This window comes from Pseudomonas sp. WS 5412 (assembly GCF_012985615.1).
Lineage (GTDB): Bacteria > Pseudomonadota > Gammaproteobacteria > Pseudomonadales > Pseudomonadaceae > Aquipseudomonas > Aquipseudomonas shahriarae.
Genome location: NZ_JAARMB010000009.1, coordinates 158,558 through 174,188 on the forward strand (window position 1 = coordinate 158,558; position 15,631 = coordinate 174,188).

At 59.0% G+C, this 15,631-nt stretch carries 19 protein-coding genes; all 19 read left to right on the forward strand.

The features are described 5' to 3' along the window. Positions 1 to 5: 5 nt before the first annotated feature. Entirely contained in the window at positions 6 to 185 is a 180-nt protein-coding gene (locus HBR94_RS14425; protein WP_169956921.1) for a hypothetical protein, read from the forward strand. 43 nt (positions 186 to 228) lie between these two features. Next, positions 229 to 750 carry a DnaT-like ssDNA-binding protein gene (locus HBR94_RS14430; RefSeq protein ID WP_170045034.1) on the forward strand — a complete coding sequence of 174 codons (522 nt, stop codon included), beginning with the start codon at positions 229 to 231 and terminating at the stop codon, positions 748 to 750. Then, a complete protein-coding gene (locus HBR94_RS14435; RefSeq protein WP_170045035.1) occupies positions 747 to 1,802 on the forward strand; it encodes a hypothetical protein in 1,056 nt (351 codons plus the stop codon). The genes HBR94_RS14430 and HBR94_RS14435 overlap by 4 nt, the downstream gene beginning before the upstream one ends. Next, entirely contained in the window at positions 1,802 to 2,188 is a 387-nt protein-coding gene (locus HBR94_RS14440) for a hypothetical protein (RefSeq protein WP_170045036.1), read from the forward strand. Before HBR94_RS14435 ends, HBR94_RS14440 begins: the two co-directional genes overlap by 1 nt. Before the next feature lie 11 nt (positions 2,189 to 2,199). Beyond that, positions 2,200 to 2,625, forward strand: a complete 426-nt coding sequence (locus HBR94_RS14445; protein WP_169956939.1) for an HK97 gp10 family phage protein — start codon at positions 2,200 to 2,202, stop codon at positions 2,623 to 2,625. Next, positions 2,622 to 3,038, forward strand: coding sequence for a phage tail terminator-like protein (locus HBR94_RS14450; protein WP_170045037.1), 417 nt, complete (start codon positions 2,622 to 2,624; stop codon positions 3,036 to 3,038). The genes HBR94_RS14445 and HBR94_RS14450 overlap by 4 nt, the downstream gene beginning before the upstream one ends. 71 nt (positions 3,039 to 3,109) lie before the next feature. Beyond that, on the forward strand, positions 3,110 to 3,766 hold the full coding sequence (locus HBR94_RS14455; protein WP_170045038.1) for a phage tail protein: 657 nt from the start codon (positions 3,110 to 3,112) through the stop codon (positions 3,764 to 3,766). Between the two features lie 3 nt (positions 3,767 to 3,769). Next, the gene (locus HBR94_RS14460; protein ID WP_170045039.1) at positions 3,770 to 4,153 is read left to right on the forward strand and encodes a phage tail assembly chaperone; all 384 of its coding nucleotides are present in this window, start codon (positions 3,770 to 3,772) and stop codon (positions 4,151 to 4,153) included. A 62-nt stretch (positions 4,154 to 4,215) separates the two neighbouring features. Next, positions 4,216 to 4,467: a DUF1799 domain-containing protein gene (locus HBR94_RS14465; RefSeq protein ID WP_170045040.1), complete on the forward strand. Its 252-nt coding sequence runs from the start codon at positions 4,216 to 4,218 to the stop codon at positions 4,465 to 4,467. 38 nt (positions 4,468 to 4,505) lie between these two features. Continuing rightward, complete coding sequence (locus HBR94_RS14470) at positions 4,506 to 4,664, forward strand: hypothetical protein (RefSeq protein WP_170045041.1); 159 nt, start codon at positions 4,506 to 4,508, stop codon at positions 4,662 to 4,664. Positions 4,665 to 5,045: 381 nt separating this feature from the next. Continuing rightward, the gene (locus HBR94_RS14475; RefSeq protein ID WP_262381558.1) at positions 5,046 to 5,465 is read left to right on the forward strand and encodes a superinfection immunity protein; all 420 of its coding nucleotides are present in this window, start codon (positions 5,046 to 5,048) and stop codon (positions 5,463 to 5,465) included. 55 nt (positions 5,466 to 5,520) lie between these two features. Next, positions 5,521 to 8,463 (forward strand): phage tail tape measure protein, encoded by a 2,943-nt coding sequence (locus tag HBR94_RS14480; RefSeq protein WP_170045042.1) that lies wholly within the window; start codon positions 5,521 to 5,523, stop codon positions 8,461 to 8,463. 2 nt (positions 8,464 to 8,465) lie between these two features. Next, positions 8,466 to 8,804, forward strand: a complete 339-nt coding sequence (locus HBR94_RS14485) for a phage tail protein (protein WP_170045043.1) — start codon at positions 8,466 to 8,468, stop codon at positions 8,802 to 8,804. 10 nt (positions 8,805 to 8,814) lie between these two features. Continuing rightward, entirely contained in the window at positions 8,815 to 9,564 is a 750-nt protein-coding gene (locus tag HBR94_RS14490; protein ID WP_170045044.1) for a phage minor tail protein L, read from the forward strand. Between the two features lie 3 nt (positions 9,565 to 9,567). Further along, on the forward strand, positions 9,568 to 10,323 hold the full coding sequence (locus tag HBR94_RS14495) for a C40 family peptidase (RefSeq protein WP_170045045.1): 756 nt from the start codon (positions 9,568 to 9,570) through the stop codon (positions 10,321 to 10,323). Then, a complete protein-coding gene (locus HBR94_RS14500) occupies positions 10,320 to 10,901 on the forward strand; it encodes a tail assembly protein (protein ID WP_170045046.1) in 582 nt (193 codons plus the stop codon). Before HBR94_RS14495 ends, HBR94_RS14500 begins: the two co-directional genes overlap by 4 nt. A 57-nt stretch (positions 10,902 to 10,958) precedes the next feature. After that, positions 10,959 to 14,633 (forward strand): phage tail protein, encoded by a 3,675-nt coding sequence (locus HBR94_RS14505; protein WP_170045047.1) that lies wholly within the window; start codon positions 10,959 to 10,961, stop codon positions 14,631 to 14,633. A gap of 8 nt (positions 14,634 to 14,641) precedes the next feature. After that, the gene (locus HBR94_RS28960) at positions 14,642 to 14,959 is read left to right on the forward strand and encodes a hypothetical protein (protein WP_346342844.1); all 318 of its coding nucleotides are present in this window, start codon (positions 14,642 to 14,644) and stop codon (positions 14,957 to 14,959) included. Continuing rightward, positions 14,959 to 15,612, forward strand: a complete 654-nt coding sequence (locus HBR94_RS14510) for a hypothetical protein (RefSeq protein ID WP_170045048.1) — start codon at positions 14,959 to 14,961, stop codon at positions 15,610 to 15,612. Before HBR94_RS28960 ends, HBR94_RS14510 begins: the two co-directional genes overlap by 1 nt. Positions 15,613 to 15,631 lie beyond the last annotated feature (19 nt).

Below are 15,631 nucleotides of genomic sequence, written 5' to 3' on the forward strand. Positions count from 1 at the left end.
TCGACATGAAAGTGACCAACAACTCGAAGGCGCTGCAGGGCGTGCATACGAAGTCTGGCGTTCAATACATCGCGCCAGGCGATTCCGTCGATGTGGAATTCACCGAGGCAGGGTTGAAGGGTGCCAAGCGCCTGGACTTCCTTGCCGTCGGCGAGTCCAAGAAAGCTGACAACGACAAGAAGTAAAACCCCGGAGCGGTTCGCCGCTCCACCTATTCGAGACAATCCGATGCCTGACTTTTACGGAACCGTCGCAGCCGCCGACGCCTATCACGCTGCGCGCGCGAATACCGCCTGGGCCGGCGATGAAGTGGCGAAGCAAGCCGCACTGATCCGGGCATCGGTCTACATCGACGGTCGCTACCGGAAGCTGTTGGCTTCTGGTGTGTGGCAGTCATTGTTCCCCGGCGTGAAGACCGAGGGCAGAGGGCAAGCCAGGGAATGGCCGCGCACAGGCGCCTATGACTATGAGGGCAACCCGATTCCCACTGACCAGGTGCCCGTGGAGGTTGAGCAGGCCACGTACGAAGCCGCGCTGCGAGAGCTTGTGGAGCCTGGCAGCCTCAGCCCTGACTTCGTGTCCGCCTCAATGGTCAAGCGAGAGAAGGTCGGGCCGCTGGAAACTGAATTCGCCGTATCGGTGGGTGCAGACGCTGCCAGCTCTGTGCGCCCGGTGATCAGCATCATCGACGAGATGATTGCCCCTGTTCTGGTGGCTCGCTACACGCTGCCTGCGGTGTTTACGGTATGACCCCGGCGCAGATCATCCAGGCCATCGAAGGAATGGAGCCTGCGATGCAGCGGGCCTATCTGGAGCAGGTCAAGACGGTGGTCAGCGCAGCAACGGTTGCAGAGGTCGAGCGCCTGATTGCTGATGAGGATGAAGAAGGCCTGGTCGCGCTGCTCAGCCTGGGCGCACTGTCCACGTTCCTTGAGCTGGCGCGGTCGGTGTTCATCGCCGGCGCCAAGTTCGAGGTCAAGGCGATCGCGATCCCGCGCGACCTTGGACGCTTCGAGTTCGATGCCAGGCAGCCCGATGCTGAGAAGTGGGTGTCGGCCAAGGCAGAAGAGATTCGCGCCAATGCATCCATCGACGTGCGCGCCGCTATTCGCGAAGTGATGGGTAGTCGCCGCCGCATTGTCGGCTGGCCCAGTGCGCAGCCTGCTGTAGTGCAGGTGGAAGTCAGCGCTACGCCGATGATTCGCACGCCTCGCCAGGCAGCGCTTGACCTGCTGGGTCGTGTGAGCGCTCAGACCGGATCTCGCTCCGGTGGTGTTATCGGTCTGCCCGGTAATTATGCCCAGTACGTCCTGAACGCCCGTGCGCAGCTACTGGGCGGCAATCCCGACGAGATGCGCAAGTACTTGCAGCGCAAGCGCCGGGACCGCCGTTTCGACGGGATCGTGAACCGCGCCATCAAGGCAGGTACACCCGTTGCTCAGGCTGACGTGGACAAGATCGCTGGTCGCTACGCTGATCGCCTGATGAAGACATATGCCGAGATGCTGTCCAAGGCTGAGGCGCTGGAGTCGTTCGGTGCCGGTCGTGACCAGGTTTACGAGCAGCTCATTGCGCAGGGCCTGGATCGCGATTCGGTCACGAAGACCTGGCGCGACCGAGGCGATAAGAAGGTCCGCCACACGCACTCCGTGATGGGTGGCCAAGAGGTGCAGAAGGATCAGCCATTCCAGAGCCCCACCGGTGCGCTGCTTCGATATCCGGGCGATACCAGCCTGGGGGCCGGGTGGAGTGAGCGGGCCAACTGCAGATGCTCGGCCATCTACAAAATAAGGCGCAAGTGATGCCAGATATCTATGATCGCGCAAAGGCCCTGGCCACGCGGATGCTTGCGCCGCGCAGCAAGGGCGGGAAGGGCCTGGAACTGGTCCTGCGCCGCGAGACATTGGGCGAGTACGACCCGGATGCACCTCAGGCGCCCAGCGAACTGGTATTGAACGGTTCCGGCTTTCGTGAGGAATACGACAACAAGTACATCGATGACACGCTGATCGTTCGCGGCGACGTCAAGTTGCTGGTGTCGCCGGTGCAGCTCAGCGGCGCGGATATGCCGACCCCGTTGAGCAATGACCGTATCCAATTCGATGGCACCACCTACACCGTCATCGCCGTCGGCCCATGGAACTACGCCGGCCTGGCGGTTGGGTTTGAGCTGCAGGTGCGCAAGTAATGGCAAATCACATGACCAGCCGCTACGGCGGACAGCAAGGGAGTTTTGCCGAGAGCCTGGCGGCATTCGCCGAGCAGACCAAGGAAGCCATCGACGATGTGTTCCGCGATGTGGTGATCGAGATCGGCACTTCGGTTATCCGGCTGTCACCGGTGGACACTGGGCGATTCAAAGGCAACTGGCAGTTCACTGTGGGTGCGCCTTCGAACCAGAGCATCGACACCTTCGACAAGGCAGGGCACGAAACCATTGCGACTCTGGTGGCCGAGGTCAGCAAGCTTGAGGCCGGACAGGTCGCATACATCGTCAACAACCTGGTGTACGGCGTGCCGCTCGAATACGGGCATTCCGACCAGGCGCCGGCCGGCATGGTGCAAATCACGCTCGCACGCTTCCAGCAGATCGTCGAAGAAGCCATCAGGAATAACCAGGTATGAGCCATAACATCATCGCCGCGGCTTTCGAGTCGCGCCTGCTGGCCTGGGCCAAGGCTCGAGCCAAGCCACTGAAGGTGGTGGTCGAGAACGAGACATACACGCCGGCCTCTGGCGAGACGTACCTGCGGGCCTTTACGCTTCCTGCGGTAAGCGCCAGCAACACACTGGGCGGCGACCACCACCTGTACGTCGGCGTATTCCAGGTCAACATCGTTGCACCATCCGGTAAGTACCGGACAGAGGCCAGCGGCATTGTTGACGAGCTCGCCGCTCTGTTCCCCGTAAACCTTCGCATCCCGCGCGCCGGACTGGTCGCCATTGTGCTGACTCCGGTCGGGCCTGGCCCAGGCATCGCTGACGGCAGCACCTACACCGTGCCGGCCTCGTTCCAGTATCGAGCAGACACCAACTAATTCGCCCGCTGGGCAAACCCAGAACCCGCCACTGAGCGGGTTTTGTCATTTCTGCAAAGAGGAAAATACACATGGGCTTTCGACTCCCCAACGGCGCGACCCTGCAAATCGCTTCGACCTATGGCCCGGCGATCCCGGTAACCGCGCTGAGCAACGCCAATCCTGCGGTAGCGACCGCCGCGGCCCACGGCCTGACTGATGGCGACATCATCGCTGTGACCTCGGGCTGGACTCGCCTCAATGACCGCGCCGCGCGCGTGGCAAACAGCCTGACCGGCACCTTCGCCCTGGAGAACATCAACACCACCAATCTCCAGCCATACCCGGCCGGCTCTGGCCTGGGTTCGGTACGCGAAGTAACCGGTTTCGTTGAGATCTCGCAGATCACCGACGTGGCAACCACCGGCGGCGACCAGCAGTTCCTGACCTTCGGCTTCCTGGCTGACGATGACGACCGCCAGATCCCGACCACCAAGAACCCGATCAGCATGTCGTTCACTGTCGCAGACGATCCGGCACTGCCATACGTGCCAGTGGTTGAAACTGCCGACGAAGACAAGGTCACCCGTGTACTGCGCCTGAACCTGCCGAACGGCGACAGCATCCTCTACAACGCGTATGTGACCATCACGTCGACCCCGGCCCTGTCTCGCAACAACCTGATGACCCGCGTCATCACTCTGTCGCTGGCTGGCCGTCCGACCCGTTACTCGGCAGTGGTGGTGTAACCCATGACCAAGATCAAGATCGCCCCAAACCCAACGTTCAAGGCCAAGGTGCAGATCCCCCGCGTGGGTGGTGATGCTGTGGCCGTGGACTTCGAGTTCAAGTACCTGGATCGAATTGCGCTCTCGGCGCTGTTCGACCGCTGGAACACTGCGCGCGATGCGCACGCCACCAAGGTGCAAGACGAGGGCATGTCCTGGCAGGACGCCACGGCTTCGGAAATCGCGCTGCAGGTCGAACAGCTCAAGGACATCGTCAGCGGCTGGGGCTTCGATGAGAAGCTATCCGACGAGGCCATGACTGCGCTGGTCACCACCTGCGTGGGTGCGCCCCAGGCAGTGCTGGCCGCCTATCAGGCCGCCTATCAGCCGGCCCGCCTGGGAAACTGACCGGCGTCGCCCGCATCCTGTACGAGCAGGGCCCGTCAGAGTCTGACCTGGCGGCGTTCGGCATGACCAAGGCCGACATCCCCGATGAAGAGTACGAGGTCTGGCCAGATAACTGGCCAGCCTTTCTGCTGTTCGAGGCGATGTCCACGCAGTGGCGTGTGGGTATGGGTGGCGCCGTGGGCCTGGACTACAACGCGATCAAGCCGGTGGCCAGCATGATCGGACTCAAGCGTGCCGAGCTGGCACAGGCTTTCCCCGACCTTCGCATGATGGAAGCTGAGGCGCTGCTGGTGATGAGCGAGAGCAGGACGTAGACAACCAACATGAAGCGGCATGGCCGCAGGAGAGCAGCATGAGCGAAAACGAAGTGGTTACTAAAGAACTGGAACATCTGAAGCGGGAAATTCAGGAACTTAAGACCCGACTCAATCAAGAGTCGGGCCAAACATCCGCCGCTAACCAATCATTGCTTCAACGAGTAACGGCGCTGGAATTACGCTTGGCTCACTAAGTGTTTGGCGGCTGTACGAGCCAAATCCGAAAGTTCTTGAAGGGAAAATTTCTCGACATTTTTACCTTCGAGAAGGATCGGCACGCTTACGTTGCAGTTATGGTCATCCACCATTATTACTTGAGCGGATGGCGGGGTAGAGCTCCAATTGATCGAGATATTGCTTATCTTTAAAGCCACATTGACCTCCAGGTCATAAACGCGCCGATATTGGCGCTGTCCCAGTCCTTGGGCTTGCAGGCGTAGGACTGGGGAATCCTTGCGTGTGGCAGGAGGCTACTACCGGCCGATGGTCGGGCGTTACTGGGGATTCGTACAGTCTGCTTTGGTGCGGCCCGAGGATGGTGGTAGATTGCCGCTATCTACAGGAAGGGAATTCAAATGTTCTTTTTAAGGCTCATCGTTTTGGCGTTTCTCGCCTTCTACAGCTACTCAATGGGTATGGAGCGTGGACCACTTAACTCCTTCGGACACTTGGTCGTTTACAGTGGTGTGGTTTTCATCCCTGCTCTGTACATGCTTCCAACTTTCGAGGCGTGGCTGCGTAAACACCCGAACCTAACTTCAATTGCGTTGCTTAACCTATTTCTTGGGTGGACGCTCTTAGGCTGGGTGGCGGCCATTGTGTGGGCCTTTAAACGGCCAGAACCGCAGGTTTTGGCGAAAGCCGAGCCGGCGTACGCTCCTGTTTTTCCACCGAAGGATTTGCGCGAAACCAAAGCCTGCCCTTATTGCGCCGAAGAGGTGCTGGTAGCGGCAGTTAAGTGCAAACACTGCGGTAGCGAAATTCCCGCTACCTGATCAGAAAATCACAAATGACCCGCTTCGGCGGGTTTTTTATTGCCTGGAGAAAAGTATGACGTCGATTGCAGAACTCGGCATAAGGGTCGATTCGACGGATGCTGCACAGGCGAGTTCTGACCTCGACAAGCTTGTTGCCGCTGGCGGCAGAGCAGAAAAAGCAGCTGAGCGTGTGTCGAAAGGCACGGACAAGGCTTCCGCATCGATTAAAAAGCAGCGGGACGAGCTTTCCGATCTTCTTGGGGAGATTGACCCAACTGTTAAGGCTCTCGGTCGCTTAGACGAGCTGGAAAGTAAGCTGTCCAAACAAAAAAAACTTGGAGCGCTGGACGCCTCAACATTCAGCGAGTACCAGGGCAAGATCGACCAGTCGCGGGCGAACCTAGGCAGATTCGACGACAGCCTTACTCGTACCGGAAACACAGCGAAGCAGACGGCGGCAGCGCTGCGCGGCGTGCCTGCGCAGTTCACTGACATTGCAGTCTCTCTCCAGGGTGGGCAGGCGCCTTTGACGGTTCTGCTACAGCAGGGCGGCCAGCTAAAAGATATGTTCGGCGGGATTGCGCCGGCGGCGAAGGCGTTGGGCGGTTACGTTCTGGGCCTGATAAACCCTTTCACGCTTGCGGCCGCGGCTGTGGCCGCTCTAGGGCTAGCCTATTACAAGGGGAGCGAAGAGGCTGACTCGTACAACAAAGCGCTTATTTTCACTGGAAACGCTGCCGGGACGAGTTCCTCGCAACTGGCAGTAATGGCCCAGCAGGTCAGCTCTACAATCGGCACGACCGGGGCCGCTGCCGAGGTGCTCGCAAAACTGGCGGGTAATGGGAAGATTGCCAGCGGCAGTTTCGAGCAAATCACGGAAGCCGCTCTGCAAATGGAGCGCGCAACGGGCCGATCTATTGATGAAACCATCGCAGAGTTTGCCAAAATCGCGAAGGACCCGGTCGCCGCAGCCAAAGAGCTGAACGACCAATACCACTTTCTGACAGCGTCTGTGTACGCCCAGATCGTAGCGCTCAAGGAACAGGGTGACACGGTAGGCGCGGCAAACCTGCTGACTGATACCTATGCCGGCACGATTGCAACCAGGGCGGGACAGATAACCCAAAACCTTGGCTTGATTGAGCGTGGCTGGAACTCTATTCGTGACGCCGCCAAGGCTGCGCTTGATGTGCCGCTGTCGATTGGTCGAGAAAAAGGCCTTGCTGATCAGCTCGCGGATGAGCGCGCCAAGTTAGCGGACCTGGAAAAGAAATCCGGCGGCAACAGCATTGTTTCGAGCAGTGCGGCGGTTACCAAAGAGCGAGAGCAGCTTCAGGAATCCATACGCCTAAAAGAAATCTACATCGAGATAGAAAAGAGGCAGAACAAGTACGTCGGTGACCGGCAGAAGATTCAAGACGACGGTATCGCGGCGACAGAACGGGCCGATGCTCGTCATCTTGCGACCATGTCCAACGCAGAAAAACGCGCGCTGGAAATCAAAAAGATCAACGAGGACACGGCGAAGATCCGTGCGGCAAACCCCGATGATAAGAGGGCAGACCCGAAGTATGTTGCCCAGCAAATCAAGGACGTAAACGAAAAGTTCAAGGATCCGAAGGGTTCGAGTAGCCCGGTCGACCTCACCTCGTTCAACGACTCGAAGAACCAGCTCAACGCGGTGCTCAGCTACTACAAGAGCGCCGATAAGGAACTGGAGGCAGCGCAGAAAGCCGGGATCATCTCTCAGGAGAGCTACACGGCCCAGCGCGTGGCACTGCTCCAGCAGCAGGCGTCAGAGGTCAAGACCTCGTATGAGGCCGAGATATCGGCGCTTGAGGCTGCGAAAGGAAAGGCCGGCACTTCGGCAGCCCAGCGCATCCAGCTTGACCAGAAGATTTCCGATGCCCGGGCCAATATGGTCAAGGCTCAGCAGGAGTCGGACAGCGAGCTGGCGGTGATCGCGACCAATGAGCAGGGACGGCTCAAGAAGCAGGAACTGGCCATCAAGTCATACACCGATGCGCTGGACCAGCAGAACGCTGCATTACAGCGGGCAGGGAGCAGGGCGGCACAAGGCGTGGGCCAGGGAGACCGTCAGAACGCCATCAACGGCGACCTGAACGGTATTTCAGACCGTGCCAACCAGCAGCGCCTGGATCTGGCACGTGATAAGGCCGACGCGTCTCGCAACATGAGCGCCGAGGAATACCAGTCAAAGCTTGAGGCGATCAACCGCAGCGAGCGGGACCTGACTCAGACCACGCTCAGCAACTATGAGCAGATGTCCGTGGCTCAAAGTGACTGGCGCAATGGGGCCACTTCGGCCTTCAGCAACTATCTGGACTCGGCTCGCGACGTAGCAGGACAAACCCGCAGCCTGTTCACCAACGCCTTCAGTTCCATGGAAGACGCGGTGGCCAGCTTCGCCACAAACGGTAAGTTCTCGTTTGCTGACTTTACCAAGTCGATCATCGCCGATATGGCGCGGATCGCTACTCGGCAGGCGGCGTCCGGATTGCTGTCGAGCCTGGCCGGTAGTGCGCTGGGCGCGTACTTCGGTGGCGGAGCGGCTGCTGGCTCCACCAGCTTCGGGTCTGACATTGGTGGTGCTATCACGGCAAACGCCAAGGGCGGCGTGTACGACTCGCCGAGCTTGTCCAGCTTCAGCAACCAGGTGCACGACAAACCCCAGATGTTCGCGTTCGCCAAGGGAGCGGGCATCTTCGCTGAAGCCGGGCCGGAGGCAATCATGCCGCTGACCAGGACGGCCGGTGGCGAGCTGGGTGTGCGCGCGCTCGGAGGTGGCGGTGGCGGTGGAGGCGGTGGCAACACCTACAACTTCCCCGTCTCGGTATCCGTGCAAACGGCAGGCGACGGCGGAAACGCAACGCAGGAAGACACCACTCAGCTGGGCAAGGGCATACAGCAGGCGGCTAAAACCGAGGCTGAAACTGCAATTGCCAAGGGGTTGCAGCCTGGTGGCTCAATCTGGCGCCTGATCAATGGGAGGTAACCATGGCGATTGAAACTTTCACCTGGGACACCCAGCACGGGGAGGCGCCGACATTTGAATATAGGACCAGGGAATCACGCTTTGGCGGGGGCTATAAGCAAGTTGTCGGCGATGGTCCAAACAATAAAGAAGATGCATACCCGATAACCCACACCGGCACCACCTCGGCAGCAAAGGCCATGATGGCCTTCTTTGACCGCCACAAGGGCGCAAAGGCCTTTCTCTGGACTACACCGCTGGGGGAGTTGGGCTTATTCACATGCAAGAACCCAACCCCGACCCCTATGGGTGGGGGCGTATTCAAAGTGACGGCGACATTTGAGCGCGCCTTCCACCCGTAAAGGTCAATCCATGTCGCTGATCAATGCTATCCAGACCCTTGAGCCTGGGAACGAAATCCTGCTGTTTGAACTGGATGGCAGCGATTACGGCGCCGATGTACTGCGCTTCCACGGCCATGCGATACCGCATACGGCTGCCGAACTGCTGGCCGCCGGCAGCAACGCTGACCAGCTGCCGGCCAAGTCGATCTGGTGGAAGGGCGAAGAGTATGGCGCCTGGCCAATGCAGTACGAGGGCAGCGAGGCGAACGGCGACGGCACTGCAGTACGGCCAAAGCTATCGGTTGGCAACGTCAATGGGCGGATCACCGCTCTATGCCTGGCCTTCGAGGATCTGCTCGAGTTCAAGCTGACCATTCGCAATACGCTGGCCGAGTTTCTCGACGCCGTGAACTTCGAAGGCGGCAACCCCACGGCGGACCCCACCCAGGAATCGATCGAGGTCTGGTATGTCGACCAGAAAACCAACGAGGACGGCGAGACGGTCAGTTGGGACTTGGCCAGCCCGGGCGATGTCGGCGGCGAGACGATTGGCCGGCAGATGACAACGCTATGTCACTGGTGCCTAACGGGGGGTTACAGAGGCCCCAACTGTGGCTACACCGGCCCCTACGTCACCAAAGACGGTGTTGTCACGGATGACCCCGAACTCGACGAGTGCGATGGCACGCTCGGCAAAGGGTGCGACCCGCGCTTTGGCGTAGGCAATCCCGCGTCCTTCGGTGGATTCCCTGCTGTCTCACTTATCGCCCGGAGCTGACGAATGCGCAAACACATAATTGCGGCCATCCAGGCGCATGCGGCCGCCGAGTACCCGAAAGAATGCTGCGGGCTGGTGCTGGCGGTTGGCCGTGCGCAGAAGTACTTCCCGTGCCGGAACATTGCCACAGAGCCAAACGAAGAGTTCCGGCTTGAGCCAGAGGACTACGCCGCGGCGGAAGACCAGGGCCTGGTGATCGGCATTGTGCACTCGCATCCGGACGCCACCAGCCGCCCGTCATCGCGCGACCTGGCCATGTGCGAGGCCACGGCCTTGCCCTGGCATATCTTAAGTTGGCCCGAGGGCGACCTGCGCACTGTCACCCCGAGCGGCAACACGCCGCTGCTGAAGCGCCCGTTTGTACATGGAGTGTGGGACTGTTGGTCAGTATGCGCCCAGTGGTACCAGCGTGAGTGGGGCCTTGAGTTCGAAGCCTTCAATCGCACCGATGGCTGGTGGGAGAGTGCAGACAGCCCCAGCCTGTATGAAGCGAACTACGCCGCCGCTGGCTTTGAGCAAGTCGACAGCCCACAGCGCGGCGACATGATCGTGATGGAAGTTGGCCGCACCGCACACCCGAATCATGCGGGAATTTACCTCGGCGCTGACGCATCGCTACCCGGCGAAGACTCGGGCGTGTTTGGCCCCGGCCCGTTCGTTCTGCATCACTTATATGGGCGCCCCTCTGAGGTGATCGTCTACGGCGGCCCATGGCTGCAGCGCACCCGCTTAATTCTTCGACACAAGGAGGCCCGATGAGCGCCATCGTTTATTCGCCGATGACCGTAATCAAGCTGTCGGGCTCGCTGGCCCAAAAATTCGGCAGAATCCACCGCCGCCAGGTGGGATCTGGTGATACCTGGGAGGTGTTCCGCGCACTTAACGTAACAATTGAAGGCTTCGAAGATGAGATCAAGCACCTTGACCGGCTCGGGTTGCGATTCGCCATTTTCCGCAACCGGAAAAACGTTGGGCTGGATGAGTTCGGCCGCGGTGGTGCGAAAGAAATAAGGATTGTCCCGGTAGTTGAAGGTAGCAAGCGCGCTGGACTCTTGCAGACGGTCCTTGGCGTCATTCTGATCGTGTTGAGCCCCTTCACCAACGGCGCCACGCTGGCTCCTGGCATTGCATTGACCGCTGGTGGTGTTATTCAGATGCTGAGCCCGCAAGCATCAGGCCTCAAGCAGAGCGCCTCACCGGAAAACATGCCCAGCTACGCATTCGGCAGCGCCAAGAACACCACGGCCAGCGGCAACCCCGTCCCTATCTGCATCGGCGAGCGACGGTGGGGCGGGGCGATTATCTCGGCATCGATCTACGCCGAAGACAAGACATAACCTCGACACGTCGAGCAAGCCGCCCAAGAGGCGGTTTTTTATTGCCTGGAGGAAAGTATGGGCGCAGCACAAAAGCTGGATATTCACGGTGCTAAAGGTGGCGAGAGCAAGCCAAAGGCACCAGTAGAGGCGCCCGACAGCCTACGCTCGACCAACGTGGCCAAGATCCTGATCGCCGTGGGCGAGGGCGAATTCGACGGAACACCAACCGCGCGCGACATCTTCCTCGACAATACCCCGATCCAGGATGCCAGCGGCAACTTCAACTTCACTAACGTGAAGTGGGACTGGCGCCCAGGCTCGGTTGATCAGACCTACATTCCAGGTATCCCGTCTGTAGACAACGAAACCTCACTGAATATCGAACTGCGTAGCGGGGCGCCGTGGGTTCAGTCGCTGACAAATCTTCAGCTTTCGGCAGCACGTATCCGCCTGGCCACGCCGCGACTGGCTAGCCAGGACGCCGAAAATAACATCAACGGTTACCGTATCGAGTATGCGGTCGACGTGGCCACCGATGGCGGTGCATATCAGCAGGTTCTGCTGGGTGCCATGGACGGCAAGACCACCACCCGCTACGAGCGGTCCCTGCGCATTGATCTGCCACCGGCTGCCAGCGGCTGGCTGATCCGCGTTCGCCGCCTCACGCCAAACTCTCAGAACACCGACAAAGTCGCGGACAGCCTATTCATCGCCGGCTACACCCAGGTTATCGACGCAAAGCTGCGCTATCCGAACACTGCATTGCTGTTCGTTGAATTCGACGCTGAGCAATTCACCAATATCCCGGCCGTGACCGTGAAGTGCAAAGCCCGCCGCTGGCAGGTGCCGAGCAACTACGACCCCGTGGCCCGCACGTACTCTGGCGCCTGGGACGGCACCATGAAAGAGGCCTGGACCAATAACCCGGCTTGGGTCACCTACGGCATCTGCACCCAGGATCGCTTCGGACTGGGTCGCCGAATCAAGCCGTGGATGGTGGACAAGTGGGAGCTATACCGCATCTCACAATATTGCGATCAGTTGGTGTCCGATGGTGCCGGCGGCGTTGAGCCGCGCTTCCTGTGTGACATGAACCTGCAGGGAAAGGCCGATGCATGGTCATTGCTGCGGGACATCGCCGGCATCTATCGCGGCATGACGTACTGGGCTCAGGGCCAACTGGTGATGCAGGCTGACATGCCTCGGGCACAGGACATGGACTACGTCTTCACCCGGTCGAATGTCATCGAAGGCAAGATCTCCTATGGCAGCGCATCGGCGAAGACTCGCTTTACGCGTTGCCTTGTCAGCTACGACAACCCGCTGAACAACTACGACACCGATGTCACGGTCTATTCCGATTTACCGCTGCAGCGCCGCCTGGGCGACAAGCCGACGGAGATCAGTGCCATCGGCTGCACTCGAGCATCTGAGGCCCAGCGCCGCGCTAAGTGGCTGGTGCTGAGCAACAACCAGGACCGCACCATCAGCTTCAGGACCGGCATGGAAGGCCGTATCCCGCTGCCTGGGTTCATTATCCCCGTGGCCGACTCGCTGTTGGCGGGCCGGGAGATAGGCGGGCGCATTGCAGCCGCGGGGGGGAAGGTCGTCACCTTGGACCGCGATACCCTGGCCAAGGCCGGTGACCGACTGGTGATTAACCTTCCCGGCGGGCGGGCGGAAGGGCGCACAGTGGAAAGCGTGAACGGCCGCAAGGTAACTGTGACTGTCGCCTACAGCGAGGCGCCGGCCGCGCAGCTTCAGTGGGCAATCGACGCCGATGATCTGGCTATTCCTCTGTATAGGGTTATGAGGACTGCCCGTACCCCAGAGGGAGACTACGACATCAGTGCGCTGCAGTACGAGCCGAGCAAGTTTCCAAGTATCGACACTGGCGCACGACTTGAAGAACGCCCAATCAGTGTTGTGCCGATAACAGTGGTACCGGCGCCAGCGAGCGTCGACATCACGTCAAACGTCGCGATCGACCAGGGCCTGGCCATCAGCACAATGAACATCTCCTGGCCCGCCGTTGCTGGCGCGGTCGCCTATGACGTGGAGTGGCGCAAGGACAGCGGCAACTGGATCAAAGTGCAGCGCACCGGTTCGACCAGCGTCGATATCACCGGAATTTATTCGGGCGCGTACATCGCCCGCGTGCGCTCGGTGAGCGCCTTCGAAATCTCGTCGATCTGGAAAAGTTCAAACCTGACCAACCTGGAAGGCAAGGTTGGCCTGCCGCCGGCAGTGGCGTTCCTGACCACAACCAGCGAGCTGTTCGGGATCAGCATCAAGTGGGGTTTCCCACCAGGTGCAGAAGACACCCAGCGTACCGAGGTCTGGTATGGCCCTGCGAACGACCTGGGCGCATCGACCAAGCTGGCCGACCTGGCATATCCGCAGGCTGACTACCGCATGCAATCGCTGCTGGCTGGTGCAACCCTGTTCTTCTGGGCGCGCCTGGTGGATCGTACCGGCAACGTGGGGCCGTTCTATCCGATCGGTAATGGCGTGATGGGCCAGGCCAGTTCTGATGCTGGGCCGATTCTTGAGCAGATCAAAGGGAAAGTTGACGAGAGCGCGATCAGCAAAGAGCTCAACGACCGAATCGACTTGATCGACGGTAGTGGCCCCGGATCCGTCAACGCGAGGATCGATCAGGCTGTTCAAGACTTCGCCGACGCTCTGGCATACGACCCTGAGAAGCCCTACGTTAAAGGCGATATGGTCCGCCAAGGACAGCGGATTTATCAGGCAGAAGGGCCTGTAGCTGTGGGGATCGCTCCTCCGACAGCCCCGTGGAAGGACATCGGTTCAACTCTTGAAGAGGCCAATGCGCTTGCGGGCGAGGTTCACCAGAACACCCTGGATATCGCCGAGGTGGATGGCAAGCTGGTTGCAACATCTGAAAAGGTTGATGGGGTTTACGCTCAGGTCAATCCAACCTATGCAGGCGACACGGCGACCAATGCAGGTGACAACACTGTCAGCGCGGGCGTGTGGTCCGTATGGTCTGCGATTGCCGAGGGTGATTACGCTCAAAGCAAGCGCACTGACTTGGTTGAAGCCTCGGTAAACGCCAACACTGCCGCGATATCAACCGAGACCACGGCGCGAGTCTCTGCCGACACTGCCCTGGCTCAGCAAATCACTACTCTTGGCGCGCAAGTTGGAGGCAACTCTACCGCTATACAAACGGAAACGGCCGCTCGGGTAGCGGCAGATGGGGTGCTTGGCCAGCAGATTACGACCGTAGAAACCAATCTCAATGGGGCCAACCTGTCGATCGCACAGAACGCCCAAGCTATTCAGGATGTCGACGGCAAGGTTTCTGCTACATGGTCGGTGCGCCTGCAGTACACCTCGGCTACAGGTGAATACAAATATGCCGGTGTGGGGCTCGGCCTAGAAAACGGCCCTGGCGGCTTACAGTCCAAGTTCATTATCGACGCGGACATGTTCGCCATTGGGCAGGGCGGCACAATTCCGTTTGCTGTAACGGGCGGTCAGACGTTCATTAAAGCCGCGTTTATCCAGGATGGCACGATCACCAATGCAAAAATCGGGGCTTACATTCAGTCTGATGACTACGTTGCGGGTTCGACTGGATGGCGACTGAGCAAGACCGGTGTTTTTGAAATCAACGGATCTGTTCCAGGGCAAGGACGGATGACCATGACCAACAGATCTTTGCGCGTATACGACGCAGCTGGACAAAAAAGGGTACAGCTAGGAGACCTATCGGAATGAGTTTCGGTATGCGGATATGGGGGGCTGACGGAGCCCTCCAGCTGGATGAAACATCCTTTACTGTCAGGGTTATTTATTCGGCGCTCGTACCAAAAACAGCTGGGCGCTTTGTTGATATACCCATATCCGGGGTTACGCCAAGTAAGGATTCTTGCGTGTGTATCCCTGTGGTCCCTTACCTAACTACTGGGCAGCAGGTAAGTGCAATAGCTTTCACTCCGTACGTCTACGAGGGATATGTAAGGGTTTTTTTCGGAAGCCCAGCAGCAACTACGGGGCCGACCGGAACAACTACCCAGAGACTCATAGTCATGAGGTATAGGTAATGACGTACGGCCTTACATTCACAAACAACGACAACGTAGTAACGCTTGACTCTGAATTCGCAAGACTTGTAATTCTTGATAGCGGCACATGGGGCGGAAGCGGCGGGATAGGGATTGCATTTTCAAGTGTAATTACAACCGATGAGCCCCCTTTAGTTTTTGTCAGGCCAGATCAAGATGACTACTTTGCATTCTGCCTGGTGCAAGGCGAGCCAGGGAACTGGCACGCTTTTAGGTTCAACACCCTGAAGGGAAGTCATTCCAGCGGGAAGTGGTTTATCGCTGCATTCAAGTCCTCGCCAATTGCTGATTACGGTCTAAGGCTATGGGATGCGACCTCCAAGATTATTTTTGATAGCGGGACGCCTTGCGCGCAATTCACGCGCACCATATCCGCTTGGAGCTACCTCGGGGCAGAGCAAACACAGCCAGGAGTTTACAGATATAGCTGGTCCGCTTTTTCACCGATAAACACTGGCGACTACATGCTTTTAAACAATATCGCCATGGACATGGCGGGCACTGTATCAAGACAGGGCGTAGTCCAAGCGGTCTGGGATTACGGCGGGAATAGGCTAGTGATTCAAGCTACGGGAGTAGACCTGCCGACCGCGCAGTACATCTCGGTAGTCTTTGCGAAGCCAACTTCTTAAATTAGATCAAGAGAACCCA